Raw genomic sequence first — 26,336 nt, forward strand, 5'->3', positions numbered from 1 at the left:
CGGCCGATATGGTGAGTGGACTGTTAATCCGTAGGTCCCTGGTTCGAGCCCAGGTTGAGGAGCCACTAGGTTCAAGGGCTTGCACGTAAGTGCAGGCCTTTTGTATTTCAGGCGCGATGAATGCGTGAACGCCGCAATATTCCGTTCATTGCCCCCCCCGTTCAATGCAGAACGCTGTGGAGGAAGTTTCAATCCTCGCGATCTGTCGTCAGGTCTGGCACCTAGTACCATCGTGATTATGAAAATCTTCGGGTACGCCAGTCAGCGAGTGATGCCGAACCACGTCGTTCCGGAGGAGCTGCGCAAGAGTTCAACCAATAAACACCGAGTATTTGGTGCCTTCCTGGTGTCTTTGCTATTCGTGTCAACCGGCCATGCGCAAGTATTTAAATGGGTGGATGCAAAAGGACAAACGCACTATTCCTCTCGAAAGGACGATGCCGGAGCGGCCAGGGCAGACGAAGTGAAGTTGCCGCGCCAGCCGGCGCCGTCTCCTGCAACCAAAGCCTCGGCTGACCACTTGCGCGAACAAAACAAGCAAGCGCAACCGCGTCTGGCACCGCAGAAAGAGGCCGAGAGCCCAGCTACGCCAAAACCGCCCAAATCGCTCTCTGGAGGAAAAGACGATGGCACCGACGCGTCACGATGTGCCCTGGCTCGCGACGTTCTTAGCGGCGCCGTAAGGCACGGTAATGGGAAGCCCACAGACAAATATGATCTCGACGTTGCTCAAAATGATGTCCGGGCATTTTGCCGCTAGAAACGTCGCTGTCTTCTTCGGCGGTTGCGCCTGAGGGCTACGAAAAAACGAATGACTGCACCCATGACAGAAACCGCTTTCGACCACGAATACCCGCGCGTGTTGAGCATTGCAGGTTCAGACAGCGGCGGCGGTGCCGGCATCCAGGCTGACCTGAAAACCTTCGCTGCGCTGGGGTGCTACGGCATGACGGCCATCACGGCGTTGACGGCCCAAAACACCACAGGCGTTCGCGCCATCCACGGCGTGCCGCCGCAAATGCTGCGCGACCAAATCGATGCGGTGATAGAAGACATCGGTGCCGATGCGGTAAAGATAGGCATGCTGCACGCCCCCGACATCGTGCAGACTGTGGCGGAGGCGATTGACCGTCATGCGCTGCAGAACGTGGTGCTGGACCCGGTCATGGTTGCCACCAGCGGAGCGGTATTGATCGACAACCCGGCGATTGCAGTGTTGGTTCGTGAGCTTTTCCCGCGTGCCCTGTTGGTCACCCCGAACCTCGACGAAGCCTCGCTGCTCGTTGGCCGGCCGCTGGGCAGCGAGCAGGATATGCAACTGGCGGCTCAAGAGCTGCTGGCCAAAGGCGCACGCGCCGTGCTGCTCAAGGGCGGGCATTTGCCCGGCGATGTGGTCAGTGATTTATTGGCGACGCAAAGAGGTGAGTTGCACTGGATGCGCGGACCGCGCATTCCCAGCCGGAACACGCACGGCACGGGGTGCACGTTGTCGTCTGCGATTGCCGCGCATCTGGCGCTCGGAAGCCCATTGCTGGAGGCCGTGCAGCTTGCCCGTAACTATGTGCGTGCGGCGCTCGAGGCCGGCGCCCGGGTGCGTACCGGCGCTGGCGGCGGGCCGCTGAACCACGGCCACGCGCCCATCGCGATGCGGCTTAAGCCGCTGCGGTAGTTCTGGACTGACCGGCGCGCGTGAGGCGTGCCAGCACAAAGGTCAGCACCAATGTCGGCAGGGCGGAGCCCCAATCCGGCGCGAGCTTGGCGCACAGGTGGTAGCACGCAATGCCCAGCAGCCAGATGGCAACGGCGCTCGTATTCACCTTGCGCTGCGTTACCAGCGATGCGATATCGACCGTGCCGGCCAACCGCGCCAGGATGACGCCGTACAAGGGCACAAACACCGAACTGAGCATCAGCAAAAAGGGCTCCAGGCTGTGCATGGGCAGCACCAGCGCCAGAGCGGTGCACAGCAGGGCCAGCAGGACGCCCCAGCGCCGAACACTCCAGCCCGGCTTCAGGCTGTGGCCGGCCACCGAGCCCGAATAGAGGTCTCCATACGCGTTGTCGACCTCGTCGATCAAAATCAGCCCGAGTGCGATCAGGCCGCCTTGCGCCAGCAGCAGGGCAGCAACCAGGTCGGTGCTGGGCGCAGTGATGGCCACCAGCACACCCAGTGCATAGCACCAGATGTTGGCGATGGCATAACCTAGCCAGGTGCCGCGCAGGGCGCTGTTGCCGTCACGGCCGTGGCGTGCAAAATCAGCCACCAGCGGCAACCACGAAACCGGCATGGCAATCACGAGGTCGAGTGCAGACAGCGTGCTCATGCCGCCTTCGCCGGGCCGCATCCACAGTGCTGCCAGCCCCTGGGCATTGGCCTTCGCCAGGAATTGCCAGCTGAGCCACAGCAGCGATGCAATCACCAGCGGTAAACCATAACGGCCTATGAATTTGCGCACCAGCCGCACCATGGAACCCGAGAGCAGGGCCAGCAGCACAGCGCCCCACAGCAGGGTGGCCAAAACAGGCCAGACAGCGCCCGCAAAGCTGCCGGACTGGCGCGCAATGGCGACGGTGCCGTCACGCATCACCACCAGCTCGAAAGTGGTCCAGCCGATCAGCTGCACGATGTTCAGCAGCACCGGCAGACGCGCAAAGCTGCTGCCGTAAGTGGCATGCATCAGCCCGGCGCTGGAGAGCCCACTGTCGCAGCCGATCTTGGCCGTCCAGGCCAGCAAACCGGCGCCGATCACCGAGCCGCAGACGATGACCATCAATGCGGTTTGGGTGCCGACGGCCGGTACCAGGTAAGCGCCAATCTGCATGACCAGCAGCCCGACGCCGAGGCTGAGCCACAGCGCGGCATGGTCGCTCCAGCCAAACAGGCGGTCACCGGCGGGCAAGGGCGACAGCGCGGTATTGACGCCCGCGGGCGTTGCAGAAGAGGCAGTCGAGGGGGCGGCAGTGCTCATTGGCAGTTCCAGTCGTCAATGGCAGGTCGGCCTGCTGGATGCCGGACGCCCGGCATCTGGACATGCTTCCCTGCGCGAGGATTACCTCAAATCAGGTTCAAAGGGACTTTCTCAGCCGCCACGATTCGCATAGCGAACCGCAGCAGCACCCCCAGCGAAGCACCCTGCTGGGTGCGAGCAAATTGTAGGACGGATTTCGTGAGGGACTCTGCGACGTCGACCGGCCCGAGTGGCGTGACTCGTGTGTGTGGGCTGTGGGCCGGGTTTGTGCACAATCCCGGGGCAGCTCAATCGTCAGATAGCGGCGAGTCCACACCCAGCAGTTTGTGCAGTTTGGGGCTTGTTGTGGTGTATTGCAGCAGCGTTTTTTGCCCGGGGTACACGATCTCGCTCGCGCCAAAGGCTGCCAGCGTGGCTTCATGAAAGCCGCTGAGGATGAGCTTGCGCTTGCCGGAATAGGTATTGATATCGCCGACCGCAAAAATGCCGGGGGTGCTGGTCGAAAACTTTTCGGTGTCGACCTGCAATTGCTTGCGCTCCATGTCCAGGCCCCAGTGGGCAACCGGGCCGAGCTTGGGCGACAGGCCCTGCAGCACAAACAGGGTGTCGAGCGGCAAAGGCGCGGTTTCGCCGTTCACATCAGTGATGCGGGCGGCCTGAAGCTTTTCTCCATTGGCCTGGATGCCGGTGACCTGGCCGACCTGGAAGCTGAGGGCTTTGGCATCGCACAGGGATTTGAACCGGGCCAGCACATCGGGCGGCGCCTGCAGCACGTCACGCCGATGCAGCAGCGTAACGCTGCGGGCCGTGCCGGCCACGCGCATGGCCCATTCGATGGCGGGTGCGTCACCGCCGACGACCAGCACCTGTTTACCGGCGAAATCTGCGGGATCCCCGGCATGGTGAAAGAGCTGGCGGTGCTCAAACACATCAAGGCCGTCAATCTTCAGGCGGCGTGGCTGGAAGGCACCGACGCCTGCGGCAATGAAAATTGTTTTGGTGATGAACGCCGTGCCGCGTGAGGTTTCAACCAGGAACCGCCCGTCCGCCTGCTGCGCCAGCGTGCTGACCTCCTGGCCGAGGTGAAAAGACGGCTTGAACGGCTTGATCTGCTCGAGCAGGCTGGTCACCAGGGCGCGGCCGGTGGTGCGGGGTGTGCCGGGAATGTCGTAAATCGGTTTGTCGGGGTAGAGTTCCATGCACTGGCCACCGGGGTGGGGCAGGGAATCGACCACATGGGCGCTGATTTCGAGCAGACCGAGCTGGAACACCTGAAACAGCCCGACAGGCCCGGCGCCGACGATCAGCGCGTCGGTCTCAATCATGCCGTTCCTTCTTTACCGGCATGCACCGGGCAGGTGCGACACGAGGGAGCATCCGAAGAGGCTTACTTGACCAGCTCGCCCAGCTTGCCCGTTTTGTCTTTCCACTCTTCAGCGTCAGGCAGGGCTTCTTTGCGCTTGGTAATGCTTTTCCATCCGGCGGCACGGGACAAGTCAGCATTGAGCTGGATAAATGCCATTTGGTCGGCCGGCACGTCTTCTTCCGCGTAGATGGCGTTGACCGGGCATTCGGGGATGCAGACGGCGCAATCAATGCATTCGTCCGGATCGATCACCAGCATGTTGGGGCCTTCACGGAAGCAATCCACGGGGCACACGTCCACACAGTCGGTGTATTTGCAGCGGATGCACGATTCGGAGACGATGTGAGTCATTTTTTGGGAGCTAATCGATGGAGCCCTCCATTTTAGGAGGATTCCGTGAGCAGGGTTAAGTCGGAAGGATCGCCAGGCTGATTCCGGTCAAAGGATCAGCGCAGCACCCGAGGTTTTGTTGGAGGCGGTATCCACCAGCACCAGCGAGCCCAGCACGCGCGAACGGGCATAGGGCAGGGTCGCCAGAGGCTCCTGCAGACTCAGTTCGATGTGGCCAATGGCATTGGGCGGCAACTCGGTGGCGTCTTCTTCGGCCAGGGTATTGACGTCAAGCTTGTGAACGATGCGCCGGACTTTTGCCTTGACCCATCGATGGCCGTGCAGGGTCCAGTAGACGCGGCCGGCCACCAGCGGTTCGTCGTCCATCCACGCGACGGTGGCAGAAATTTCGCGCGAGGGCTCGTAGGCGGCGGTGGCCAGCAGCCAGTCGCCGCGCGACACATCGACTTCACGGTCAAGCACAATGCCCGCGCTGTGGCCTGCCAGGATGGACTTGGGCTGGCGGGTGTGGTCCAGCACCTGCGCCACCACCGCGGTGCTGCCACCGGGCAAGACAGTGACACTTTGGCCAGGCTGCACACCGCCGGCGGCTACACGCCCCCAAAAAACGCGCCGGCCCTGAGACGTGTCGGACGATGAGGAAAACTTTTCGACCCATTGCACCGGAAAGGCAAAAGCCTCGGTGGTTTCGGCCGGGGTGACGGGCAGGTGTTCCAGCAATTTCAGCAGTGAAAGGCCGTTGTAGCCGCACCATCCCGGCTTGGCATCCACCACGTTAAACCCCTTGAGGGCCGACACGGGCACGGTTGCTTTCACGGGGATTTTTGCGGCCCGGGCGAATGCCGCCAACGCCGCCTCAATGTTCCTGAAAGCCAGCGCGGGGTCTTCCACGGCGTCTAGCTTGTTCACGGCAAACACAATGGACGGTACGCGCAGCAGGTTGACCAGCAGCGAATGGCGGCGGGTTTGCTGTAGCAGTTCCATGGACGGGTTCTTCCAGTCCAGCTTGGTGGCATCGACCAGCACTACGGCGGCGTCGGCGCTGGAGGCGGCGGTCACCATGTTGCGTGTGTACTGCTCATGCCCAGGGGCGTCTCCGATGATGAACTTGCGGCTTTCGGTGGCGAAATAGCGATAGGCCACGTCGATGGTGATGCCTTGTTCGCGTTCGGCCGACAAGCCGTCTGTCAGCAGCGCCAGGTCGGTTTCGCCCTGGCGCTGAACGCCGGCCAGGTGATCCTGCAGCACGGCCTTGCTGTCCACCAGCAGGCGGCCGATCAAGGTGCTTTTGCCATCGTCGACCGACCCGCAGGTGATGAACTTCAGTGCGGGTTTCAGGTCAATTGTGATTGAAACCGGCGCTGGCTGTGCGCCACCAGCTATCAAATCAGGAGTGTGGGTGCTTGTGTTCATCAAAGTCTCGAAAATGGTGGCAAGGTCTTTATCAATGGGGGCCGCGGGTCCGGCTCAGCCGGCCCGCAGGCGCCGCCCCCTGTGGGGAGCAGGCGAAGCCTGCCCGGGGGAGAACTAAAAATACCCGTCTTTCTTGCGCTTTTCCATCGAAGCGTCAGAGGTCTTGTCGTCCATGCGCGTGGCGCCGCGCTCGCTCACGTCGGCGGCCAGCGTTTCAATCACGATTTCCGCGGCAGTGGCTGCCGGGCTGTCTACCGGGCAGGTGCAGGTGATATCGCCAACGGTACGGAAACGAACCGTTTTGTCCACGACCTGTTCCCCATCGCGCGCGGGGGTCAGGTCCGTGACCGGCACCAGCAGGCCCTTGCGCTCCACCACCTTGCGCTGGTGCGCGTAGTAGAGAGACGGCAGGGCGATTTGTTCGCGTTCGATGTACTGCCAGACGTCCAGCTCGGTCCAGTTGGAAATCGGAAAGACACGGAAATGTTCGCCCTGCTGCAGCCGCGTGTTGAACAGCGTCCAGAGTTCGGGCCGCTGGGCCTTGGGCTGCCACTGGCCGAAGCTGTCGCGGTGCGAAAAAATGCGCTCCTTGGCGCGGGCTTTTTCTTCGTCGCGGCGCGCACCGCCTATCAGTGCGTCAAAACGAAATTCATCAATCGCCTCCAGCAGCGTGACTGACTGGTGCACATTGCGCGACTCGCCCGGGTGGGCCAGGCGCACGGTGCCGCGCTTCATCGAGTCTTCGACGTTGCGCACAATCAGCTCGGCGCCGAGTTCTTTCGCGCGCAGGTCGCGAAAATCCGTCACTTCGTGGAAGTTGTGGCCGGTGTCGATCATCAGGAGCGGATAAGGAATGCGTCCCACGCCGAAAGCTTTTTCCGCGCACTTGAGCATGACCAGCGAGTCCTTGCCGCCCGAAAACAGCAGGGCAGGGCGCTCAAAAGCGGCGGCCACCTCGCGCAGAATGAAGATGGTTTCTTCTTCCAGCGCATCCAGGTGCGAGTTGCTCAGCTTGGAGAGCAGTTGGGGTTCGGCGCGGGCGTTCATGCGGGAATTTCCTTGATGGGAATGACGGAAGCGTTCTGTTTACGCCGGTTCTCGAGGGACTCAAAGGCCGCGGGCTCTTCAGCTTCGTGCGTGCCGTCGGCCGCAACATGCAGGCCGCACTCCTTGGCGCTCTCTTGTTCCCACCACCAGCGGCCTGAACGGAAGTCTTCGCCCAGCGTCACGGCGCGCGTGCAGGGGGCGCAGCCGATGCTGGGGAAAAACTCGTCGTGCAGTGGGTTGTGGGGGATGTTGTTGATGGAGATGAAATGCCAGACGTCGCCCCAGGTCCAGTCCGCCAGCGGATTGATCTTGGCGCGCGAGACCGGCTGGCCGTCCACGACCAGGTTTTGCTGTTCGATGTCATGCACTTCTGCGCGTGCCTGGGACTGCTCGCGGCGCAACCCGGTGATCCAGGCTTTTTTTCCGGCGAGAGCACGTTCCAGCGGCACCATCTTGCGGAAGTCGCAGCAGGCTTTGCGCAGCGCCAGGCTGCGGTACATCGCATCCTTGCCGTTTTCGAGCACAAATTTTGCGGCAACGACTGGATCGGGCTTGTAGAGATCGACTTTCAGCCCATAACGTGTTTCCAGCCGGCCGACCAGTTCAAGGGTTTGCGGGTGCAGCATGTGCGTGTCCAGCACAAAGACGCTGCTGGCGATGCCGGTGTCGTGAATCAGGTGGGTCACCACCATGTCTTCCGCGCCCAGGCTGGAGGCCTGGGTCAGCGGCGTGTACTGCGCGGCGGCAGATTTGAGCAACGCACGACTGGCTTCGAGCTTTTGCGCGAAATCGGCCGACGGCTTGGCATAAAGTGCAATGGCGCCCATGGTGGCTCAGCCCGCTTCCGCGAAATGGGGCGCGACGTGCACCGCATCGCCCTGATATTTGCCCGCTGCATAACCGGGGTAGCTGGCCAGCACGCGCTGGGCCACGGCCATGTCCTGGTCGGCGCGCAGCACGGCGGTGTCAAAGCCGCTGCGTTCCATCTGGGCCAGCTGGTCGACCAGCACGTCGCCGGTGGCTCGGATTTCGCCCTTGAATTCACGGCGGCGGCGCAGCAGGAAGGCCTGGCTGTAGGCGCGGCCGTCGGTGAACTTCGGAAAGTGCAGGTCGATACGCGAGACGCCGTCCAGCGTGACCTGGAATGGATCGGTATCGTTCGCGATCGTCAGAACGCCGGATTGTTCGGTGCCGGCGTGTTCGCTGAAAGGCAATAATTTCATCGTGATTCCTTTCAGTGGTTCAGTGCGCGACGGTGTTGGGGGCAAAGCGCGCGCTCTTGGCGGCGGCCTTGTAGGGCTCAATGCCGACGCGGCGAAAGGTCGCAATGAAGGTTTCACCGTCCTCCCGCAGCTGGCGGTAGGTGTCGAGCACGGCTTCAATGACTTCGGGCACTTCGGCACCCGTGAACGAAGGGCCCACGACCTTGCCGGCCACCGAAGCGCCGCTCAGTGCAGAGCCATCCGAGCCGCCCAGTGAGACCTGGTACCACTCGAGGCCGTCCTTGTCGACACCCAGGATGCCGATGTGGCCGCTGTGGTGATGTCCGCAGGAGTTGATGCAGCCGCTGATGTGCAGGTCGATCTCGCCCAGGTCATGCAGTTCGTCCATGTCCTGGTAGCGCTCGGTGATGGCCTCCGCGATGGGGATGGAACGTGCATTGGCCAGCGAGCAGAAATCGCCGCCGGGGCAGGCGATCATGTCGGTCAGCAGGTGAATGTTGGGCTTGGCAAAGCCGGCTTTGCGGGCGGCGCGCCAGAGTTCAGGCAGCTCGTCGCAGCGCACCCAGGGCAGCAGCAGGTTCTGGTCGTGCGTCACGCGTACTTCACCGGCGCTGAACTGGTCGGCCAGGTCGGCGGCAATGTCGAGCTGGTCGGCGGTAGCGTCGCCGGGCGCCTGGCCCAGGCGCTTGAATGACAGCGTGACGGCGCGCAGGTCGGGGTTCTGGTGCGGGGCTACGTTGCGCTGCAGCCAGCGGCCGAACTCCACGTCGTCTTCAGCGGCGGCGCGCAGGATGTTGGCAATCTTGATGTCCGCACTTTTTCGGTCGCAATTGAGCGATGGCGGCACGAAAGACGCCGTCACGCGGTCGAGCTCTTCCTGCGTGATGGTGTGCGGTGCACCGTCGTGCTCCAGAATCTGCTTGTATTCGGCCTCGACATCGTCGATGTAGCGCTGGCCCTCGGCCTTCACCAGGATCTTGATGCGGGCCTTGTAGATGTTGTCACGGCGGCCATAGCGGTTGTACACGCGCACCACGGCTTCCAGGTAATTCATGATCTGGTTCCAGGGCAGGAACTCGCGGATCACGGTGCCAATGACGGGGGTGCGGCCCATGCCGCCGCCCACCAGCACCTTGAATCCCAGCTCGCCTTCGGCATTGCGGATCAGGTGCAGGCCCACATCGTGCCAGGCCGTGGCGGCGCGGTCTTCGCGGGCGCCGCTGATGGCGATCTTGAATTTGCGTGGCAGGAAGGCGAACTCGGGGTGCAGCGTGCTCCACTGGCGCAGGATCTCGCCGAAGGGCCGCGGGTCGGCAATCTCGTCGACGGCGATGCCGGCGCGCTCATCGCTGGTGATGTTGCGGATGCAATTGCCGCTGGTCTGGATGCCGTGCATGCTGACACTGGCCAGCAGGTCCATCACCTCAGCCGATTTATCGAGCGGAATCCAGTTGTACTGCACGTTCTGGCGCGTCGTGAAGTGGGCGTAACCGGTGGTCAGCTTGGAGCTCACAGACAGGCCGCTTTTCAGGTTGACGGGGCCGAGTTTGTCCTGCTTGGCCTGTGCTTCATTGAACAGCGCAGCGTTGGGCTGGTCGTATTCGCGGGCGATTTTGGCCAGCACGCGCACCTGTGCGCTCGACAGCTCGCCATAAGGTACGGCCACGCGCAGCATGGGCGCATAACGCTGCACATACCAGCCGTTTTGCAGGCGAAGCGGGCGGAATTCATCCTCCGGCAACTGGCCTGCTTGCCAGCGGGTCAGCTGGTCGCGGTATTGATTGGCGCGGGCTTTGACAAACTCTCGGTCAAATTCTGTGTATTGGTACATGGCTGTCGGGGTTCAAGCTTCGTGGGGTTTTTATAAATGGCGCAGGTCAGATCGAAATCAATTTCACGCCGGCGTAAGCCAGCAGCACGGACAACAGCGAGCGGATCACGCGATCGGGCGTTTTGTGCACCAGATGCGAGCCGAGCCAGATGCCAGGCAGCGAGCCGGCCAGCAGTTTCATCAGCAGGGGCCAGTCCACCGAGCCGATAGAAGCATGGCCCAGGCCGGCCACCAGCGTCAGGGGCACCGCGTGGGCGATGTCCGCCGCCACAATGCGCGGCAAGGGCAGGGCCGGGTACAACAGCATCAACACAATCACACCGATGGCGCCGGCGCCCACAGAGGTCAGCGTGACCAGCGTGCCGATCACCGCGCCGAACAGCAGGGGCAGTGCCCAGTGGCGTGCGCGTGTCGCTTCGCCGATCAGCTCGGGTGCAATGGTGGTCGGGGCGGCTTTGCCGCGCAGAACCTTGTAGAACGTGGCGCCCGCCGTCAGCAACAGCGCCAGGCCCAGCGTGGTGGTCATGATGGTTTGTGTGGCCGGGTTGGCGGGGCCCAGGCGCTGCAAAAAGTACAGGGTGATCAATGAGGCCGGGATGCTGCCCGCGGCGGTCTGGCCGACAATTTTCCAGTCCACCACCCGGGCACGCGCCAGGCTGACTGTGCCGCCCATTTTGGTGAAGGCGGCGAACAGCAGGTCGGTGCCGATGGCCAGGTGCGGTTTGACGCCGAAAAAGAAGATCAGCAAAGGCGTCATCAGCGAGCCGCCGCCGACCCCCGTCAGCCCCACTACCAGGCCCACGGCAAAACCGGCAAATACAAAGGCAAATTCATGCATAGCGGGAAAATGTAAGTGCGCGACTTATAAAAACAAACTACACATTTGTTCTGCCGTTATGCGGATAAGCATATTTTCCAGTATTCATGCGGGTTTCGAGCGGTTTTTTGGCATTCATCCCATAAAGCAGGCCGGGCGCTTCAGGCTGGTTAAGTGACCCGTCATAAAGCGCTGGTACAGTCCGTGCTCTTTCGGTGGGGCCGCCCCCTTTTAGGGCCCTCAAATAACCGGATCGCTCATTTTTGGAGGAAACCTGTGAAATGGATGAAGTCTGCCCTGGTGGGCGGGTTGGTTTTGGCGTGCGCCGCTTCGGTGGCGTTTGCCAAAACCAACTCGAAACCCCCCATCAAGATCGGCGAAATCAACAGCTATTCCAGCGTCCCCCAGTTTGCCCAGCCTTACCGCCAAGGCTGGCAGCTGGCGGTCGAGGAAATCAACGTGACCGGTGGCCTGCTGGGACGCAGGATTGAGGTCATCTCGCGCGATGACGCCGGAAAACCCGAAGAAGCCTTGCGGCAGGCCGCCGATCTGACCTCGAAAGAAAAGGTCGATGTGCTGGCCGGCGGGTTTTTCTCAAGCGTCGGGCTGGCGCTGGCTGGGCACGCTGAAGCGTCCAGGCGGGTGTTTATCGCCAGCGAGTCGCTGGCCGACGCCATCGTCTGGGAAAAAGGCAACCGCTACACCTTTCGCTTGCGCCCCAGTACCTATATGCAGGCGGCCATGCTGGTGGAAGAAGCGGCCAAGCTGCCCGCCAGGCGCTGGGCCACGATTGCGCCCAATTACGAATACGGCCTGAGCGCCGTCGCCGTGTTCAAGGAGCTGCTGAAGGCCAGGCGGCCGGATGTGGAGTTTGTCAGCTACCAGTGGCCGGCGCTCGGCAAGATAGAAGCCGGCCCCACGCTGCAGGCCACGATGCAGGCCAGACCCGAGGCGATTTTCAACGCGACGTTCGGCGCCGACCTGACCCGGCTGGTCCGCGAGGGCAGCCAGCGCGGCATTTTTCCGCGCACCCCCGTGGTGTCCATGCTGTCAGGTGAGCCTGAATACCTGGAAACACTGAAAGACGACACACCCAGGGGCTGGATCGTGACGGGCTATCCCTGGGACCAGATCGACTCCCGCGAGCACGCCAGCTTTGCCGCCAACTATTACCGCCGCTTCAACGAATATCCCAAGGTCGGCTCGGCGGTAGGTTACGCCACCATGCAGGCCATTTTTGCCGCCATCCGCAAAGCCAACTCCATCGACAACGAAAAGCTGGTGCTGGCGCTGCGCGGCCTGAAGTTTTCCACGCCTTTCGGCCCCGCCGAGTTTCGCGCCATCGACCACCAGTCCACCATGAGAGCCTATGTGGGAAAACTGGACTTGCGTGGCCACAAGGGCACGATGGTTCAGTGGCGCTATGCCGACGGCAAGGCCTATCTGCCCGGTGATGCCTATGTCAAGGCCCGCCGCCCCGCTGCGGCGATGAAGTGACGTTTTGACAACGCGGCCATTGAATTCCCTGGGTCTGGCACAGCGATCCCTCCATAATCGGGCGCAATGACGAATACGGGTGGTGCGACTGTCAAGCAGGTTTTTGTAAAAGTGTTTGGGTTTGATGACATAGATCGTCACGCCCTGAACGCTGTTTTTCGAATTTCCCAAACGCGGCCGACCGCGTATGCCCCCTGGACCAGCGATGCGCCCGACGAGGCCTCAATGGCTCTGGTAGACGGCGACAGCTGGGAAGCCGCCATTGAACTGACCAACCCGGTGCATGACGAGCTCCAGCTGATCTGGATTGGCGACAACGCACCGGCAAGAGCCCGCCTGGTGGTTCCCCGGCCCCTGCAGTGGACCGCTGTGATTGACGGCATGGACGAGCTGCTGGCCGCCGAGTCACGGTTGGCCGCCGCGCAAGCACGGCCGGGCAAAGCAACCGAGAGCGAACTGAACCTCGATCTGCTGTCCGAAGGCACAGGCCTGCTGGACCTGGACCTTGATTTTGATTCCGAGGCGGTCACCGCACCGGCGCCAATGGACGTCCCCGCTGCTGAGCCGGAACGTGCCCAGGTGCTGGTGGTGGACGCCGACCGCGACGCGCGGCTTTATCTGCGCGCCAGGCTGGCGATGGCCGGTTTTATGAAGATCGACGAAGCGGCAAGCGGCGCCGAAGCGCTCAAGCTGATTGATACGCATCTTTACAAGCTGGTGGTGCTCGACCTGGATATTCCGGACATGGACGGCTGGGAAATGGTCAAGCGCGTGGAGGCATCGCGCCCCGCCATCGCCAATCTGATCCTCACCGGAAGCCGCCTGTCGTCAGCCGACGCCGTGCGAGGCTGGTTTTCCGGTGCACGCGGCAGTCTGTGCAAGCCTTTGCACCCCGGAAAGCTCAAAAGACTGCTGCGCAGCGTGGAGTGAGCGGGGGCCGCCCGGCTCCCCCGGCTGGGAATGTGCTATTTATTTGATAGCTGCTTGCGCCCGTTAGATCTGGCCCCAGGCCCTATTTCTCTAAAAAATCAGCCATTGAAGGCGGCCACAGCCGCCGTTCGCTGCGGCATCAGGGCATCAGCCAGCCGCTTTTCAAGCGGCAACGGCTCCGCATGTAACTTCGCCGCAAGCAGCTCCCCGCACAGTGCGGCAAATGTCAGGCCGCGGGAACCCATGCCGCTGCACACCCACAGGCCCGCGTTTTCCGGCTCTTCCGGGTCTTCCAGCGGGCCCAACGCGGGCAAGCGGCTAGGCGTTGCGCAGCGCACGCCCACCCACGAACGGACCTTGCCCGTCACAAACTGTGCGGCCAGCGCACTGGCGGTTGGCGGCAGCAGGGTTTGCAGCCTGCCCAGGTTGTGTTGATCATCTTCGGGCCTGGCCGCGGTGTCTGCGTTGTCCCTGTCAAAGCTGGACCCCATGATCCACGCCTGCCTGCTGGCCTCACCCTGCATGGTGAGTGGCACGGCAGGCACCAGGCTGCCATGGCCGTTGACCGGAAACGGCGGCAGCGCACCGGCCGTACCTGGCTCGTGCAGGCCATAACTCACCTGGCCACGGATGGCCTGCAGCGCCAGGTCGGTCTCGGCGCTCGCAGCGCTGGCGGCCAACGCACGGCTGGCAGGGCCTGCGGCCAGCACCACCAGGTCGGCGCGGGCCAGTTCGGCGCCATCGGCGTCCAGCACCTGCCAGCCGCCCGGTACCTTGCTGATCCGGCTCACCGCCGCCTGGCCGCGCCACTGCACGCCGGGTGTGGCCAGCCAGGCGTTGACGAGGCTCGCCGGCCTGATCCAGCCTGCCTGCGCTTGCCAAAGAGCCGCTGTTTCAGGCGGCAGACCGCACTGCGCCAGCTGTTCGGGACTGGCCTGGCGCGTCCAGTCATCGGCGGCGCCAGCCCATGCTTGTTGCCAGGCGGACGGCAGCTTGCGCGCATGTTCCACGCAATGCTCCAGCACCCCTGTGTGTTGCCAGTCTTCGCCCGGTTGCAGCAAGGTGTTCGCCTGTTGCAGCGTGGCCCGGATGCCGCAGCGCGACAGGCGCGAAAGCAGGCTGTCGTCGGGCGAAACATGCGGCGCCAGCAAACCCGCAGGCAAACCGGAGGCACCGGCAGCCGGTGCATCGGCTGCATCCAGCACCAGGACCTGCCAGCCGCGCCGCGCCAGGCTCGCGGCCGCGGCCGCGCCGGCCAGGCCCGCGCCGATCACCACGCAGGTCGAAGGCGCGCGGCGCGCAGGTGATGGGTGCGTTTTTTTGGGCTCCCATGCCGGGTTGAACTCACCCTGCAGGTTGTCGCGCTTGGGCGGAATGCCCGGGACTTTCTTGACGACAAAACCGCATTGCGCCAGCGCGTCGCGCACGCTGCGCGCAATCGTCCAGGTGGCAATGCGCGTGCCACGCCGGCAGCAGCGAGCCACCGCCTTGAAGGTGTGGACATCCCAGATGTCCGGGTTGCGCTGGGGGCTGAAGCCGTCCAGGTATACCGAGTCAGCCTGAAACGACTGCTCGCGCAGCATGGCCTTGGCGTCGCCGATGCACAGCGTCAACAAAAGCCGGCCGTCTTCAAACACCAGGCGATGAAAGCCCGGCAGCAGGCCCCACAGCTGGCGCTGCAACTGCTCGGCGAAAGGGATCAGTTCAGGATGGGTCTGGGCGCTGCGCAGCACGTCTTCGGCGCTAGCCGGGAAGGCTTCAGTCGAGACGAAATGCAGCAGGTGCGGGCGCTCTGGATCGGCTTTCCACGCGGCCCATGTGACAAGGAAATTCAGGCTCAGGCCGAAGCCGGTTTCAAGAATGGTCCATTGCGGCTGGCCTTGCCAGGCTTCGGGCAGGCCGCAGCCCTTCAGGAAAACCTCGCGCGCCTGGTCCAGCCCACCCAGTTCACTGCGATAACGGTCGCCAAAGCGCGGGCTGAAGGGACTGCCGCCGGCGGTGCCGTCCTCCAGCCACTCGATCACTTCAGCCATGATTGACCCGTGCGTGGTTCACAAGCGCATTGGCCCCGGTCCCAGGCCAGCCAGGGCCGCGGAACCGGCTTTGCCGGGCCGCAGGCGCAGCGGCCCCCTCGGGGGGCAGCGCAGTACGCGAAGCGACAAGCGTGGGGGCCTTATTGATTCGGGGGGACGTAGCCCTGCACCGCGTCGGCGCCATCACCGAAGAAGTGCTTTTCCATCTGGCGCGCCAGGTACTGGCGGGCGCGGGCGTCGGCCAGGTTCAGGCGGTTTTCATTGACCAGCATGGTTTGCTGCTTCATCCACTCCGCCCAGGCTTCCTTGCTGACTTCTTCCCAAAGGCGTTTGCCCAGCGGGCCGGGGTAGGGCGGAAAGTCCAGGCCTTCGGCTTCCTTGCCGAGTTTGATGCATTTGACGAGGCGTGCCATGGGGTAGTTCTTTCGTAGGGCTAAGTTGCTGAGTTGTCTAAGGACGTTTGTGGAATAAAGAACTGATTTTTTATTCGTTCCAGTTTCTAAGGTCTGCTTCCAGAATCCATTTTGTTCGCATTTACACGCAATTTTTTGGAAAAAGAGAGCAACCATGACTTCACGCCGCAACTTTATCAATGTTTCCGCCCGCGCCGCCGTCGTGGCTGGTTTGGGTTTCACGCTGGCAGGGTCACTGCTGACGGCCCAGGCCCAGCGGGCGCCCGTCACGCTGCTCAATGTCTCTTATGACCCGACCCGTGAGCTGTACGTCGAATACAACGCGGCCTTCAGCAAATACTGGAAAGCCAAAACCGGCCAGGACGTCACCATCAAGCAGTCGCATGGCGGCTCTGGCAAGCAGGCGCGTTCCATCATTGACGGCCTGGATGCCGATGTCGCTACGCTGGCTTTGGCCGGCGACACCGACGCACTGGTCAAAAACGGCGGCTGGCTGTCGGCCGACTGGCAAAAGAAGCTCCCGCACAACGCGTCTCCCTATACCTCGACCATCGTGCTGGCCGTGCGCCAGGGCAACCCCAAAGGCATCAAGGACTGGGATGACCTGATCAAGCCCGGCATCACGGTGATCACGCCCAACCCCAAGACTTCGGGCGGCGCCCGCTGGAACTACCTGGCCGCCTGGGAATTCGCCAAGCGCAAATATGGCAGCGACGCCAAGGCCAAAGAGTTTGTCGCCAAGCTGTACGGCAATGTCTCGGTGCTGGACACCGGCGCCCGCGGCTCCACCATCACGTTTGCCCAGCGCGCCCAGGGTGATGTGCTGATTGCCTGGGAAAACGAGGCCTACCTGCTGGAAAAAGAATTCGGCGCCAAGTTTGATGTCGTGGCGCCATCGCTGAGCATTCTGGCCGAACCGGCCGTGGCCGTGGTCGACAAGAACGTCGACAAGAAGGGCACCCGCGCCGTTGCAGAGGAATACCTGAAGTATCTCTACTCGGAAGAGGGCCAGGACATCGCCGGCAAAAACTTCTACCGCCCGGCCGTCTCGCAAAAAGCCATCGCCAAATACGCCAGGCAGTTCCCCAAGCTGAACCTGTTCACCATCGACCAGGCCTTTGGCGGCTGGACCAAGGCCGACAAAGAGCACTTTGCCGATGGCGGCTCCTTCGACCAGATCTATACAAGAAAGTAATCCCCCCGGAGCGGCCTGCGGCCGCCTCCCCCCAGGGGCGCCCGCTGCGGCCCGGCCAAGCCGGTTCCGCGCCGGCACTGCGTGGGAGAGTCGGTACACCGGGTTGGATCCGCTTTTTTATCAGTTCCAGGAGACCCTTTATGACCATTCAAGCCATCAACGTCCGTAACCAGTTTCGCGGCCGGGTGAAAGAAATCATTCGCGGCGACGTGGTGTCCGAACTCGACGTCGAAACCCCTTGGGGCATCGTCACCTCGGTGATCACCACACGTTCGATCGACCAACTCGAGCTGGCCGTTGGCAGCGAAGTGGTGGCGCTGGTCAAGTCGACCGAAGTGTCCATCGCCAAGCTGTAGACAGGCCGGGCGGGCCCTGCGTTGCGCAGGTGGCCTGCTGGCTGGTCAGGCGCTGGTTTGTTGCCAAATCGGCAGCTAGCCCTTTACCTCCGTGCGCAAGCAGCTATTAAAAAGATAGCGGCTGTGAGCCGTGCTGTCGTGTTTCACGACGGCGCGGCACGCTTGCGCGCCGCTGTCATTGCAGTTCGACGCCCGCCTTTTTCACCAGCCTGGCGTACTTCACCATCTCGGTGCGAAAGAACTGCGCCGCGAACTCGGGCGAGCTGGGGTTGATGATGTTGCCTTGTTTGGCCATGGCTTCTTTTACTTCAGGTGTGGCGTAGGCGGCCGCCACTGCCGCCTGAATGCGCTGGGCCTCGGCCGCAGGCAGCCTGGCCGGGCCCACCACGGCAAACCAGCCTTCCATGTTGTAGTTGGGCAGGCCTTGCTCGGCGATGGTCGGGATATCGGGCGCGGCTGGCGTGCGCGCGCTGCCGCCCACGCCGATGGCGCGCAGGGCGCCGCTCTTCAAATGCGCCTGCACCGACGGAAGCGACAGCACACCCAGGTCGACCTGGCCGCCGATCAGGTCGGTCACCATGGGCCCCACGCCTTTGTAGGGGATGTGCTTGACCTTCACCTGGGCTTCTTCCATGAACATCTCGGCGGCCAGGTGCAGGATGGTGCCGTTGCCTGAGGAGGCGTAGTTGTAGCCGTCGGGTTTTGCCTTGAGCAGCGCGACCAGCTCTTTCACGTTGGTTGCCGGCACCTTGGTGGGGTTGACCACCAGCACAAAGGGCGTGCTGCCCAGTATGGTGATGGGGGTGATGTCGTTGATCGGGTCAAAGGGCAGCGACTTGTAGACGCTGGGGTAGACCACGTGGTTGTTGGACACCACGCTCAGCGTCATGCCGTCGGGCGCCGACTTGACCAGCGCCGACGTGCCGACGATGCCGCCCGCGCCGGGCTGGTTTTCAATCACCACCGGGTGGCCCAGCGTCTTGCCCATGGCCGCGCCGGCGGCGCGAACAATGGTGTCAACGCCCGAGCCGGCGCCGACCGGCAGGATGAAACGCACGGCGCGGTCGGTGGTTTGCGCCAGCAGTGAAAGCGGCGAGCTGATGAGGCCGCTGCCCAGCAGCAAGGCGCCCAGGCCGCGCAGGGTGTGGCGGCGGTGGGTGGATTGGATGTGCGCTGTCTTGCTGGTATGTGTTTCGCGTGTCATGGTTGTCTCCAGTTTTATAAAGTCTTCAATGAGTCGCTGAAATCCTGGCCGCGGTTCAATGCCCCGCGGTTTAACTTAACTGATGGCGGTTTGCTGGTGCAGCCGCTCGATCTCGCCGGCGCCGTAACCGAGCTCCGACAGCAACTCCCCGGTGTGTTCGCCCAGCGTGGGCGGGTTCAGCCGCACACCCAGGCGCTGGCCGTCCATGGTAAAGGGGCACAGCGTTGTGCGGGCGGTTTCGCCGGCGCGTGCGCCGTCGGGCAGCGTGATGTCGGCCAGGCCGCCGGTGGCGAGCAGGTGCTCGTCGTCGTAAAGCTCTTCGGGCTTGCGAATGGGCGCAAACGGCAGCCCGGCTTTTTCAAACAATGCCGCCAGCTCATCCGCATTTCGCAGCGACAGGCGTTCGCGCAGCAGCGGCAGCAGGGTGGGGCGCTCGTGCACACGTGCGTTGTTGGTGGCGTAGCGCGCGTCGGCCTGCAGGTCGGCAAAGCCCAGCACGCGGCAGAAGGTGGCCCATTGCGCATCGCTCACAGCCGCCAGGAAGATCTGCTCGCCGCCCTTGACCGTGAACACGTCGTACACCGCCCAGGCCGAGATGCGGTCGGGCATGGGCGCGGCCGGCTGGCCGGTGATGGCGTACTGCAGCATGTGCTGGCCGACCAGGAAGACATTGTTTTCAAACAGGGCCGACTGCACCTCCATGCCCCTGCCGGTGATGCCGCGCTGGATCAGCGCGCCCATCACCGCGATGGCGCCGAACATGCCGCCCATGATGTCGTTCACGCTGGTGCCGGCGCGCAGCGGGTCACCGGGGCGGCCCGTCATGTAGGCCAGGCCGCCCATCATTTGCACCACTTCGTCCAGCGCGGTGCGGTGGTCATACGGGCCGGGCAAAAAGCCCTTGTGGCTGGCGTAGATGAGCCGCGGATTGGTGGCGCTCAGCGCGGCGTAGTCCAGGCCGTACTTGGCCATGGTGTCGGGCTTGAAGTTTTCGATCACCACGTCGGCGCTGGCGCAGAGCTTGCGCGCCACCGCAGCGCCGGCTTCGTCGCGCAGGTTGATGCCTATGCTTTTTTTGTTGCGGTTAAAGAGCGGAAAAAAGCCCGAGCCCGCGCCTAGCAGGTGGCGCGTGCGGTCTCCATCGGCGGGCTCGACCTTGATGACCTCGGCGCCCATGTCGGCCAGCACCATGCCGCAGGTGGGGCCCATGACCATGTGGGTGAACTCCACCACGCGAAGGCCGGCCAGCGGCTGGGGTGGGCGCGGGGTGGCGTCAGGGGTGTTTTGCATGCGGGGTCCCGGAAAATTCAAAGTATCAAGTCAGGGTGGGGGCAGGGCGCATGGTCTTGGGCAGGCCGGCGCGCCATAGCGTGCCATGCAGGGTTTCGCCTTCGAGCCAGCCCGCCACCCGGGTGCGCAGCGCCATGAGTTTGTCAAAGTCAATGCCGGTTTCAATGCCCATGCTGGCCAGCATATAGGCCAGGTCTTCGGTGGCCACGTTGCCGCTGGCGCCGGGGGCGTGCGGACAGCCGCCTATACCGGCCAGGCAGGCGTCAAAGCGCGTCACACCGGTTTGCAGCGCGGCATACACATTGGCCATGCCCAGGCCGCGGGTGTCATGAAAGTGGCCGCAGTTGAGCCGGTCGCCGGCCACCAAAAAAGCTTGCTCAAACAGCAGCCGCACCATTTCCGGGTCGGCATAACCGACTGTGTCGGCCAGGCCCACGCGGTCGGCGCCGGCGTCCAGCACGGCGCGCAGCAAGCGCAGCACTTCGCCGGGCTCGACGCGGCCCTGCAGCGTGCAGCCAAAGGCGGTGCTCATGCCGACCTCAATGCAAATGGCTGAGCCGGAGGCGTCGCGCAATGCGCGTATGCGGACGATTTCTTCCACCACTTCGTCGGGTGTCTTGCGCAGGTTGGCCAGGCTGTGCGCATGGCTCGCAGAAATCGGCAGCAGCATCAGGTCGGCGCCGGACTCGATGGCGCGCTCGGCGCCCTTGAGGTTGGGCACCAGCACCGAGGTGACCAGGCCGGGCAAGGTTTTGGCATGGGCCACCAGCTCGGCGGTGTCGGCCAGTTGCGGCAGCAGACGGGCCGGCACGAAAGAGCCGACCTCGATTTCGCGCTGGCCGGCCTCGTAGGCTGCCTGAATCCATTGCAGTTTTTGGGCGGTCGGCATCACGGCGGAAATGCTCTGCAGTCCGTCGCGCAGGCCGACTTCACGAATCATTGCCCGCCGGGGAAGGGCGGGCCTTGAAGGCATGTTCACTGGGGTCTCCGCTGTATGTCTATGGTGTCTATTGTCAGGACGCCGCTGCAGTTTAGAATTTCCCAAAAGGTCTTGTTGGTAAATTTTGGAAGCACTGGCGTTCCGGTTGGGAATGGCAGAAGTGCAGATGTTGGCAGCGGTTCTCTGGCTGCCTTTTCTCTTTTTCCTCCTTTCTATTCAATCAGGAACTGGCTGCCATGAGAGACCTCGACCTGACCACGCTGAGGCTGTTCGCGGCTGTCTGTGATGCCCGCAGCATTGCCCGTGCGGCCGAGCAGGCCAATATCGTCGGCTCGGCCATCAGCAAGCGCCTGGCCCAGCTCGAAGACACCGTGGGCACGCCGCTGCTGGTGCGGCGCCGCCGCGGCGTGGAGCCCACAGCCGCCGGCGCAAGCCTGCTGGAGCACGCGCGCGCCATGCTCGCCAGCGCCGAGCGCATCGAACGCGACATGGCAGCCTATGCCCAGGGCGTGCGTGGCCAGGTCCGCATATTGGCCACCGCGTCCGTCATGGCTGAGTCCCTGGCCGACGACGTGGCGGCTTTCCTGCAGGTGCCGGCTCACCACGATATCCAGGTCGACATGGAAGAGCGCATCAGCCCCGACGTGATCCGCGGCATCAAGGACGGCGTCGCCTCGGTCGGCATCTGCTGGGACGCCGCCGATTTAAGCGGCCTGCAGTCGCGCAGCTACCGCACCGACCACCTCGCCATCGTCACCCACCCTTCGCACCCGCTCGCCGTGCATGAGACCTTGCGGCTCGAACAAACGCTGGACTACGAACACGTCAGCCTGCCGGTCACCAGCGCCGTGCAGGTCATGCTGCAGCGGGCCGCCGCGCTGCAGGGCAAGGCCATCCTGCACCGCGTCATCGTTTCCAATTTTGAAGCCGCGCTGCGGGTGGTGCGGGCCAACCTCGCCATCAGCGTGGTGCCGCGCGAGGTGGCCGAGCCCTATGCCGCCACCTTCGGCCTGCGCGTGCTTGCGCTGGCGGAGCCGTGGGCCCAGCGCCGCTTTGCCATCTGCTTTCGGGACGAGGCGGCTTTGTCGGCCGCAGCCAAGCTGCTGGTGAGCCATTTGGCCGCCGAGGGGCAACCAGACTGAGGCGCTCCTGCGGGACTTTTCTGCGGGCTTATTACCCAGGCAGCTCCAGGTAGCAGGGCGGCTGCTATCAAATAAGGAGCTGCTCGCGCACGGTGTGATTGGGCTGCCGCCCGATTTGATTTATAAGAATGGCCTGTGAGGACGTTTTGTAACACTTGGCGGCATGCCAAATGGCCTCAGGAAGCCGGGGGAAAGCTTACAACCCTCTGGTTTAGAGGTAAAATAGGCCTCCAACCCATAGCAGACAAGCGCCGACAGCTATAAAAAATATAGCGCCCAGGGCTGATCCAGGCTGGCCCCAAACGGGGCCGGCACCCGCCAAAAGGCGGTCCCCTGGTCCGCAAAGTGCTTGATTTAGGGGAAGGAAGCCCCAAATTCACTGCATGAACGCTACCCAACCCCATCCTCATAAAACCGACCTCACGGTCACGCACGTACTGGCAGAGCTGCTGGAACGGTTGGAGCACAGTGCTGTGCCGGTCGGGCCCGAGCAATACCGCTCCGTGGTACTGCATTTGCTGGATGAGCTGGGCGACGTCGAGCCGGGGATCGCACTCGGCGCCTTGCTGGACACCCATCCGGCAGCCGCTGAACTGTATGAAAACGTCAATTACCAGTACGCCGGCCTGTGCCGGTCTGCACTGGACGCCTCGCTCGCTGCTGAGCTGAAGGCCAAAGAGGCCATTGAAAAGGCCATGAAACCCATCAACCCCCAACTGAAGGAAGACCCCAACCATGGCAAGAGCTGACGCCAAAACCGCCGTACTCGCTGACGGCCTGCGCTACAAGTCCAAGGTGTCGGGCTCACCGTTTGCTGCCACCACCTCATTTGGCGCTGCCACGATGTCGTGTTTCATGTGCGGCAAGCACCGTGCCCGCTCCCTGATGGGCACCCGCAAGGTCCTTGGCAAGTCCCAGGCCGTGTGTTCGCCTTCCTGCAAGGCACTCGACGAAGCCCTCGAAAACGCCGCCAGCCAGGGCTGAAGTGCGAGGCCGGCAGCCGCTGGCCTCCACTCTCTCTACCCGCTACCCACGGCCCCGATGGGGCCATACGGCTCCTTGATCACGGCGCACACCCGGGCGCATACTGTGCTGACGACTTTCTCAACGTCTGAATGCACAGCTGAAAGGTGATTTCATGGCCGCCCCGTCCGTTTCGTCTCCCCAGTCCGATCCATTCCTTGAACCCGACGACGCCATCGACCATATTCATGGCCCGGCGTCGGCCCCGGTCACGGTCGTGGAATACGGCGACTTCGAATGCCCGTCCTGCTTTCAGGCCTACACCGCCCTGAAGGTGATGCTGCCGCACTTCGGGCGCCAGCTGCGTTTTGTCTTCAGGCACTTTCCGCTGCGCGAGGTGCACCCCCATGCCGAGCTCGCCGCCGAGGCCGCAGAAGCCGCCGGTGCACAAGGAAAGTTCTGGCCCATGTACGAGCTGCTGTTTACCCACCAGCAGCACCTGAAAGACAAGCACCTGCTGGACTACGCCACGCAGGTCGGCCTGGACATGGCCCGCTACCAGAACGAAATGAGCGACCACGTCTACCTGCAGCGCGTGCAGGAGCACATGCAAAGCGGCCGCCACCTGGGTGTGCGCTCAACGCCAGCGTTTTACGTCAACGGTGTGTTTTGTGATGTGTCGTTTGGCCTGCAGCATTTGCATGAAGCTGTCGACAAGGCGCTGCAGAGTTCTTAGCCATCCACCGGCTGCAGCGGCGTCGCCAGCGTCTTCTGCAAAAACGCCAGGTCCAGCCAGCGGCCGAATTTGAAAGCCGCCTGTTTGATTGTGCCGCAGTGCTCGAACCCCAGGCGCTTGTGCAGTTCGATGCTCGCGCTGTTGTCCAGGTCAATCGCACCGACCAATACGTGCATGCCTTGCGCTTCCGCCTTGGCCACAATCGCCTCCAGCAGCTTGCGTCCCAGTCCCTGGCCGCGGCTGCTTTTTTCAATATAGACCGAGTGCTCGACCGTGTACTTGTACGCCGGGAACGCGCGGAACGTGCCGTAGCTCGCAAAGCCCAGCAGCCTGCCCTCGTGATCTTCCAGCCCGATCACCGGAAAGTTGTTAGCCCGCTTGGTGGCAAACCAGGTCACCATGCTTTCCGGCGTGCGCGGCTTGTAGTCATACAGCGCGGTGGAGTTGGCGATGGCCTCGTTGAAGATGGCGAGGATCTGGCTGGCGTGGCGCTCTTCGGTGCAGAGAACGGGATGCATGAGGCGGAATCCTTTGAGGGCAGGTGATTTGTCTATTAAGCTGGCGTGACGACAAGCGAACACAAGCAAACGCCGTACCGCGTCATTGTGGCCTGCGTGGGCAGCTTCACCCGCCGCTGTGCAGGCCCTTGTCGGTACGGCCCGATAATCGGTATTACACCGCGGCAGTAACGCGCTACTCACTCCTAGACCCAACTCATCATGAAAAAAACATTCCAGCTCAAGATCGAAGGCAAAAACCGCGAGCGCCTGCTCGAAGCCGCCAAGCACGACATCCGCAAATACATGAAACGCGAACGCGCCAAAGCCTTGCCCAAAGAAGTCGACTACTGGGACTTCGATTGCAAGTCAGGCGCCAGCGAAGCCACCGCCAGCGAAGTGCCCGTGGCCGACCTCATCAAGTCGATTGACGAAATCGTCAAAGACGGCGGCGAGCAGTTTTATGTCGAAGTGCTGGCCAAGGGTGGCGTGAAGGTGGCGCGGCCGAAGAATGACGCGATGGACGACGAGTTCGACGGGGAATAAAAACTGGCGCAATGACTGCACCGGTTTTGACATCCTTTGTCTTGGTCTCTTACGAAAATGCCCAAAACAACCGCCACCGATGCCGGTGAGCAAAAACTGCTGGATAACATTCGCGAGTTCGGATGGCACTGCATGCAGGTCTTTGGTGACGACGAACACGAAGCGTTCAGCTACACCGTTGGTTTATTTCAAACATACGGGCACCCCGAACTGCTGATCTACGGTTTGCCTGAAGAGATCGCCCATGCGGTCCTCACCATCGTGGCCAATGCCACCGCGAATGGAACGGCCATCAACCTGGGCGAAGCAACAGACATGCTGCTTGAAGGCCATTCATGCGTCTTTGTGACCGTGCCGCTATCAGCGTATCCGGAGCATTTCGGGTTCGCTCGCTGGTATTACGACGGAGACAGTTTTCCGGTTGAGCAGGTTGTATGGCCTTCGCGCACAGGTCTTTTTCCTTGGCATCCGGAAGCTTCGCAGGAGTTTCGTGCCAAGCAACCAGTGCTTGGCCAGTACGAAAGAGCTTCCTGACCCCATGGACAGAGACCCGAAAGCCCCGCGAGGCCCTTTCCCCGACACCATCCGGCAAGGCGACGTGTTCTGGATTGAAGCCGACCTCTCACGCGGCGCCATCCCCGGTTCCCCGCATCCCCATGTCGTTGTGCAAGACGACCTGTTCAACCGCTCGCGCATCAGCACCGTGGTTGTTTGCGCGCTCACCTCCAACCTGAACCGCGCCACGGAGCCGGGCAATGTCTTGCTGGAGCCCGGCGAGGGCGGTCTGGAAAAGCAGAGTGCGGTTGTGGTGTCGCAGGTCTCGTCTGTCTACAAGACGCGGCTGGGCGAACACATCGGGAGCGTGTCGAATGAGCGGGTTCAGCAGATACTCGCGGGGATGCGCTTTTTGCAGGCATCGTTTCTCCGTCGATAGTCCCAGAGGCGCGGTGTCAGGTAGTTTCTGCCGCCTGGGCTCATTGTTCGCTACTTGAAGGGCAACATCATGCAAGCGCCGAGTTCCTCCACCATCACATTGCTGGTGCTTCTCCCCTTGATTACGTGGCGCGTTTACGCGCGCTTTCGCCGCATGGTCGGGCGCCAGCGCCTGTCCAAGGTCCGTCCCTGGATCACGCTGGCCATCTTTCCTGTTCTGCTGGTTTTGCTTTGCTTCGCCGCACACGAACATCCCGAGCGGCTCTGGTGGCTGGCTGGCGGCCTCGGCCTTGGCGTGTTGCTTGGTATCTTCGGGCTGGGCAAGACGCAATTTGAACCGACACCCCAAGGCCTGTTCTACACGCCCAACGCTCACCTGGGCATCGCGCTTTCGTTGCTGTTCGTCGCGCGCATCGCCTATCGCCTGTTCGAAATCTATGCCGCAGAACCGACGGTGCAGCACGGAATGGGCGACTTCGCACGTAGCCCGCTCACGCTCGCTGTCTTTGGGCTGCTGGCGGGTTACTACATCAGCTACGCCATCGGCCTTGTACGCTGGCGGTTTCGTGTTCTGCGAGCCAAAAGGCAGCGCGAAGCGGTGCAACGAGATGCCTGAACTCTTCGATGCGTGAGTTCTCCACTGG

29 protein-coding genes and 1 riboswitch are annotated in these 26,336 nt (G+C 62.7%); of the genes, 14 read left to right on the plus strand and 15 right to left on the minus strand.

Features of this window, described 5'->3' with window-relative positions:
* The first annotated feature begins 238 nt into the window (after positions 1-238).
* On the plus strand, positions 239-760 hold the full coding sequence (locus ABI546_RS22915; RefSeq protein ID WP_348050680.1) for a DUF4124 domain-containing protein: 522 nt from the start codon (positions 239-241) through the stop codon (positions 758-760).
* A 63-nt stretch (positions 761-823) separates the two neighbouring features.
* On the plus strand, positions 824-1,669 hold the full coding sequence (gene thiD, locus ABI546_RS22920) for a bifunctional hydroxymethylpyrimidine kinase/phosphomethylpyrimidine kinase (protein ID WP_348050579.1): 846 nt from the start codon (positions 824-826) through the stop codon (positions 1,667-1,669).
* Here the strand turns inward: thiD and ABI546_RS22925 are convergent.
* The 9 genes from ABI546_RS22925 to ABI546_RS22965 form a co-directional block, all read right to left on the minus strand.
* On the minus strand, positions 1,653-2,969 hold the full coding sequence (locus ABI546_RS22925) for a cytosine permease (RefSeq protein WP_348050581.1): 1,317 nt from the start codon (positions 2,967-2,969) through the stop codon (positions 1,653-1,655). The genes thiD and ABI546_RS22925 overlap by 17 nt on opposite strands.
* A 50-nt stretch (positions 2,970-3,019) precedes the next feature.
* Positions 3,020-3,132: riboswitch (TPP riboswitch) on the minus strand.
* A 124-nt stretch (positions 3,133-3,256) separates the two neighbouring features.
* Positions 3,257-4,294: an NAD(P)/FAD-dependent oxidoreductase gene (locus ABI546_RS22930; RefSeq protein WP_348050583.1), complete on the minus strand. Its 1,038-nt coding sequence runs from the start codon at positions 4,292-4,294 to the stop codon at positions 3,257-3,259.
* Positions 4,295-4,356: 62 nt separating this feature from the next.
* Complete coding sequence (gene fdxA / locus ABI546_RS22935) at positions 4,357-4,686, minus strand: ferredoxin FdxA (RefSeq protein WP_348050585.1); 330 nt, start codon at positions 4,684-4,686, stop codon at positions 4,357-4,359.
* Positions 4,687-4,773: 87 nt separating this feature from the next.
* A complete protein-coding gene (locus tag ABI546_RS22940; protein WP_348050587.1) occupies positions 4,774-6,099 on the minus strand; it encodes a GTP-binding protein in 1,326 nt (441 codons plus the stop codon).
* A 114-nt stretch (positions 6,100-6,213) separates the two neighbouring features.
* Positions 6,214-7,146, minus strand: coding sequence for a sulfate adenylyltransferase subunit CysD (cysD, locus tag ABI546_RS22945; RefSeq protein WP_348050589.1), 933 nt, complete (start codon positions 7,144-7,146; stop codon positions 6,214-6,216).
* Positions 7,143-7,973, minus strand: coding sequence for a phosphoadenylyl-sulfate reductase (locus ABI546_RS22950; RefSeq protein ID WP_348050591.1), 831 nt, complete (start codon positions 7,971-7,973; stop codon positions 7,143-7,145). Before ABI546_RS22950 ends, cysD begins: the two co-directional genes overlap by 4 nt.
* Positions 7,974-7,979: 6 nt before the next feature.
* Entirely contained in the window at positions 7,980-8,369 is a 390-nt protein-coding gene (locus tag ABI546_RS22955) for a DUF934 domain-containing protein (protein ID WP_348050593.1), read from the minus strand.
* Between the two features lie 19 nt (positions 8,370-8,388).
* Positions 8,389-10,200: a nitrite/sulfite reductase gene (locus ABI546_RS22960; protein ID WP_348050595.1), complete on the minus strand. Its 1,812-nt coding sequence runs from the start codon at positions 10,198-10,200 to the stop codon at positions 8,389-8,391.
* Positions 10,201-10,246: 46 nt separating this feature from the next.
* Positions 10,247-11,038 (minus strand): sulfite exporter TauE/SafE family protein, encoded by a 792-nt coding sequence (locus tag ABI546_RS22965; RefSeq protein WP_348050597.1) that lies wholly within the window; start codon positions 11,036-11,038, stop codon positions 10,247-10,249.
* Between the two features lie 264 nt (positions 11,039-11,302).
* Between ABI546_RS22965 and ABI546_RS22970 the strand changes: the two genes are divergently transcribed.
* Together ABI546_RS22970 and ABI546_RS22975 are read left to right on the plus strand one after the other, a co-directional pair.
* A complete protein-coding gene (locus ABI546_RS22970; RefSeq protein ID WP_348050682.1) occupies positions 11,303-12,514 on the plus strand; it encodes an ABC transporter substrate-binding protein in 1,212 nt (403 codons plus the stop codon).
* A 225-nt stretch (positions 12,515-12,739) separates the two neighbouring features.
* The gene (locus ABI546_RS22975) at positions 12,740-13,444 is read left to right on the plus strand and encodes a response regulator (RefSeq protein ID WP_348050599.1); all 705 of its coding nucleotides are present in this window, start codon (positions 12,740-12,742) and stop codon (positions 13,442-13,444) included.
* Positions 13,445-13,542: 98 nt separating this feature from the next.
* Here ABI546_RS22975 and mnmC read toward each other — a convergent pair whose 3' ends face one another.
* A complete protein-coding gene (gene mnmC, locus ABI546_RS22980) occupies positions 13,543-15,477 on the minus strand; it encodes an FAD-dependent 5-carboxymethylaminomethyl-2-thiouridine(34) oxidoreductase MnmC (protein WP_348050601.1) in 1,935 nt (644 codons plus the stop codon).
* Positions 15,478-15,617: 140 nt separating this feature from the next.
* Complete coding sequence (locus tag ABI546_RS22985) at positions 15,618-15,890, minus strand: oxidative damage protection protein (protein ID WP_348050603.1); 273 nt, start codon at positions 15,888-15,890, stop codon at positions 15,618-15,620.
* A 154-nt stretch (positions 15,891-16,044) separates the two neighbouring features.
* On the opposite strand from ABI546_RS22985, the gene ABI546_RS22990 reads away from it, so the two are divergent.
* A complete protein-coding gene (locus tag ABI546_RS22990) occupies positions 16,045-17,085 on the plus strand; it encodes a sulfate ABC transporter substrate-binding protein (protein WP_348050605.1) in 1,041 nt (346 codons plus the stop codon).
* A gap of 140 nt (positions 17,086-17,225) precedes the next feature.
* Positions 17,226-17,441 (plus strand): molybdopterin-binding protein, encoded by a 216-nt coding sequence (locus ABI546_RS22995; protein WP_348050607.1) that lies wholly within the window; start codon positions 17,226-17,228, stop codon positions 17,439-17,441.
* Between the two features lie 175 nt (positions 17,442-17,616).
* Here the strand turns inward: ABI546_RS22995 and ABI546_RS23000 are convergent, their stop codons facing one another.
* From ABI546_RS23000 to ABI546_RS23010, 3 genes are all read right to left on the minus strand, one after another.
* Positions 17,617-18,645 (minus strand): tripartite tricarboxylate transporter substrate binding protein, encoded by a 1,029-nt coding sequence (locus ABI546_RS23000; protein WP_348050609.1) that lies wholly within the window; start codon positions 18,643-18,645, stop codon positions 17,617-17,619.
* A 75-nt stretch (positions 18,646-18,720) separates the two neighbouring features.
* Entirely contained in the window at positions 18,721-19,935 is a 1,215-nt protein-coding gene (locus ABI546_RS23005; RefSeq protein WP_348050611.1) for a CaiB/BaiF CoA-transferase family protein, read from the minus strand.
* A 25-nt stretch (positions 19,936-19,960) separates the two neighbouring features.
* Positions 19,961-20,908 (minus strand): hydroxymethylglutaryl-CoA lyase, encoded by a 948-nt coding sequence (locus ABI546_RS23010; RefSeq protein ID WP_348050684.1) that lies wholly within the window; start codon positions 20,906-20,908, stop codon positions 19,961-19,963.
* Positions 20,909-21,111: 203 nt separating this feature from the next.
* On the opposite strand from ABI546_RS23010, the gene ABI546_RS23015 reads away from it, so the two are divergent.
* From ABI546_RS23015 to ABI546_RS23030, 4 genes are all read left to right on the plus strand, one after another.
* Positions 21,112-22,017, plus strand: coding sequence for a LysR family transcriptional regulator (locus ABI546_RS23015; RefSeq protein WP_348050613.1), 906 nt, complete (start codon positions 21,112-21,114; stop codon positions 22,015-22,017).
* 383 nt (positions 22,018-22,400) lie between these two features.
* On the plus strand, positions 22,401-22,766 hold the full coding sequence (locus tag ABI546_RS23020) for a hypothetical protein (protein WP_348050615.1): 366 nt from the start codon (positions 22,401-22,403) through the stop codon (positions 22,764-22,766).
* Positions 22,753-23,001, plus strand: a complete 249-nt coding sequence (locus tag ABI546_RS23025; protein ID WP_348050617.1) for a hypothetical protein — start codon at positions 22,753-22,755, stop codon at positions 22,999-23,001. Before ABI546_RS23020 ends, ABI546_RS23025 begins: the two co-directional genes overlap by 14 nt.
* A 154-nt stretch (positions 23,002-23,155) precedes the next feature.
* Entirely contained in the window at positions 23,156-23,716 is a 561-nt protein-coding gene (locus ABI546_RS23030; protein ID WP_348050619.1) for a thioredoxin domain-containing protein, read from the plus strand.
* On the opposite strand, the gene ABI546_RS23035 is transcribed toward ABI546_RS23030, so the two are convergent.
* Positions 23,713-24,234: an N-acetyltransferase family protein gene (locus ABI546_RS23035; RefSeq protein ID WP_348050621.1), complete on the minus strand. Its 522-nt coding sequence runs from the start codon at positions 24,232-24,234 to the stop codon at positions 23,713-23,715. The genes ABI546_RS23030 and ABI546_RS23035 overlap by 4 nt on opposite strands.
* 201 nt (positions 24,235-24,435) lie before the next feature.
* Here ABI546_RS23035 and ABI546_RS23040 point away from each other — a divergent pair, with 201 nt between their 5' ends.
* Genes ABI546_RS23040 through ABI546_RS23055 form a run of 4 tightly spaced genes read left to right on the plus strand, consistent with a single transcriptional unit; the run spans position 24,436 to position 26,308 of the window.
* The gene (locus tag ABI546_RS23040) at positions 24,436-24,759 is read left to right on the plus strand and encodes a DUF6172 family protein (protein WP_348050623.1); all 324 of its coding nucleotides are present in this window, start codon (positions 24,436-24,438) and stop codon (positions 24,757-24,759) included.
* A 57-nt stretch (positions 24,760-24,816) separates the two neighbouring features.
* Positions 24,817-25,293: a DUF4262 domain-containing protein gene (locus tag ABI546_RS23045; RefSeq protein WP_348050625.1), complete on the plus strand. Its 477-nt coding sequence runs from the start codon at positions 24,817-24,819 to the stop codon at positions 25,291-25,293.
* Between the two features lie 4 nt (positions 25,294-25,297).
* On the plus strand, positions 25,298-25,693 hold the full coding sequence (locus ABI546_RS23050; protein WP_348050627.1) for a type II toxin-antitoxin system PemK/MazF family toxin: 396 nt from the start codon (positions 25,298-25,300) through the stop codon (positions 25,691-25,693).
* 54 nt (positions 25,694-25,747) lie between these two features.
* Complete coding sequence (locus tag ABI546_RS23055) at positions 25,748-26,308, plus strand: hypothetical protein (RefSeq protein ID WP_348050629.1); 561 nt, start codon at positions 25,748-25,750, stop codon at positions 26,306-26,308.
* Positions 26,309-26,336 lie beyond the last annotated feature (28 nt).

Origin of the sequence: Polaromonas sp., from assembly GCF_039932935.1 — a bacterium.
Classification (GTDB): Bacteria; Pseudomonadota; Gammaproteobacteria; order Burkholderiales; family Burkholderiaceae_C; genus Polaromonas.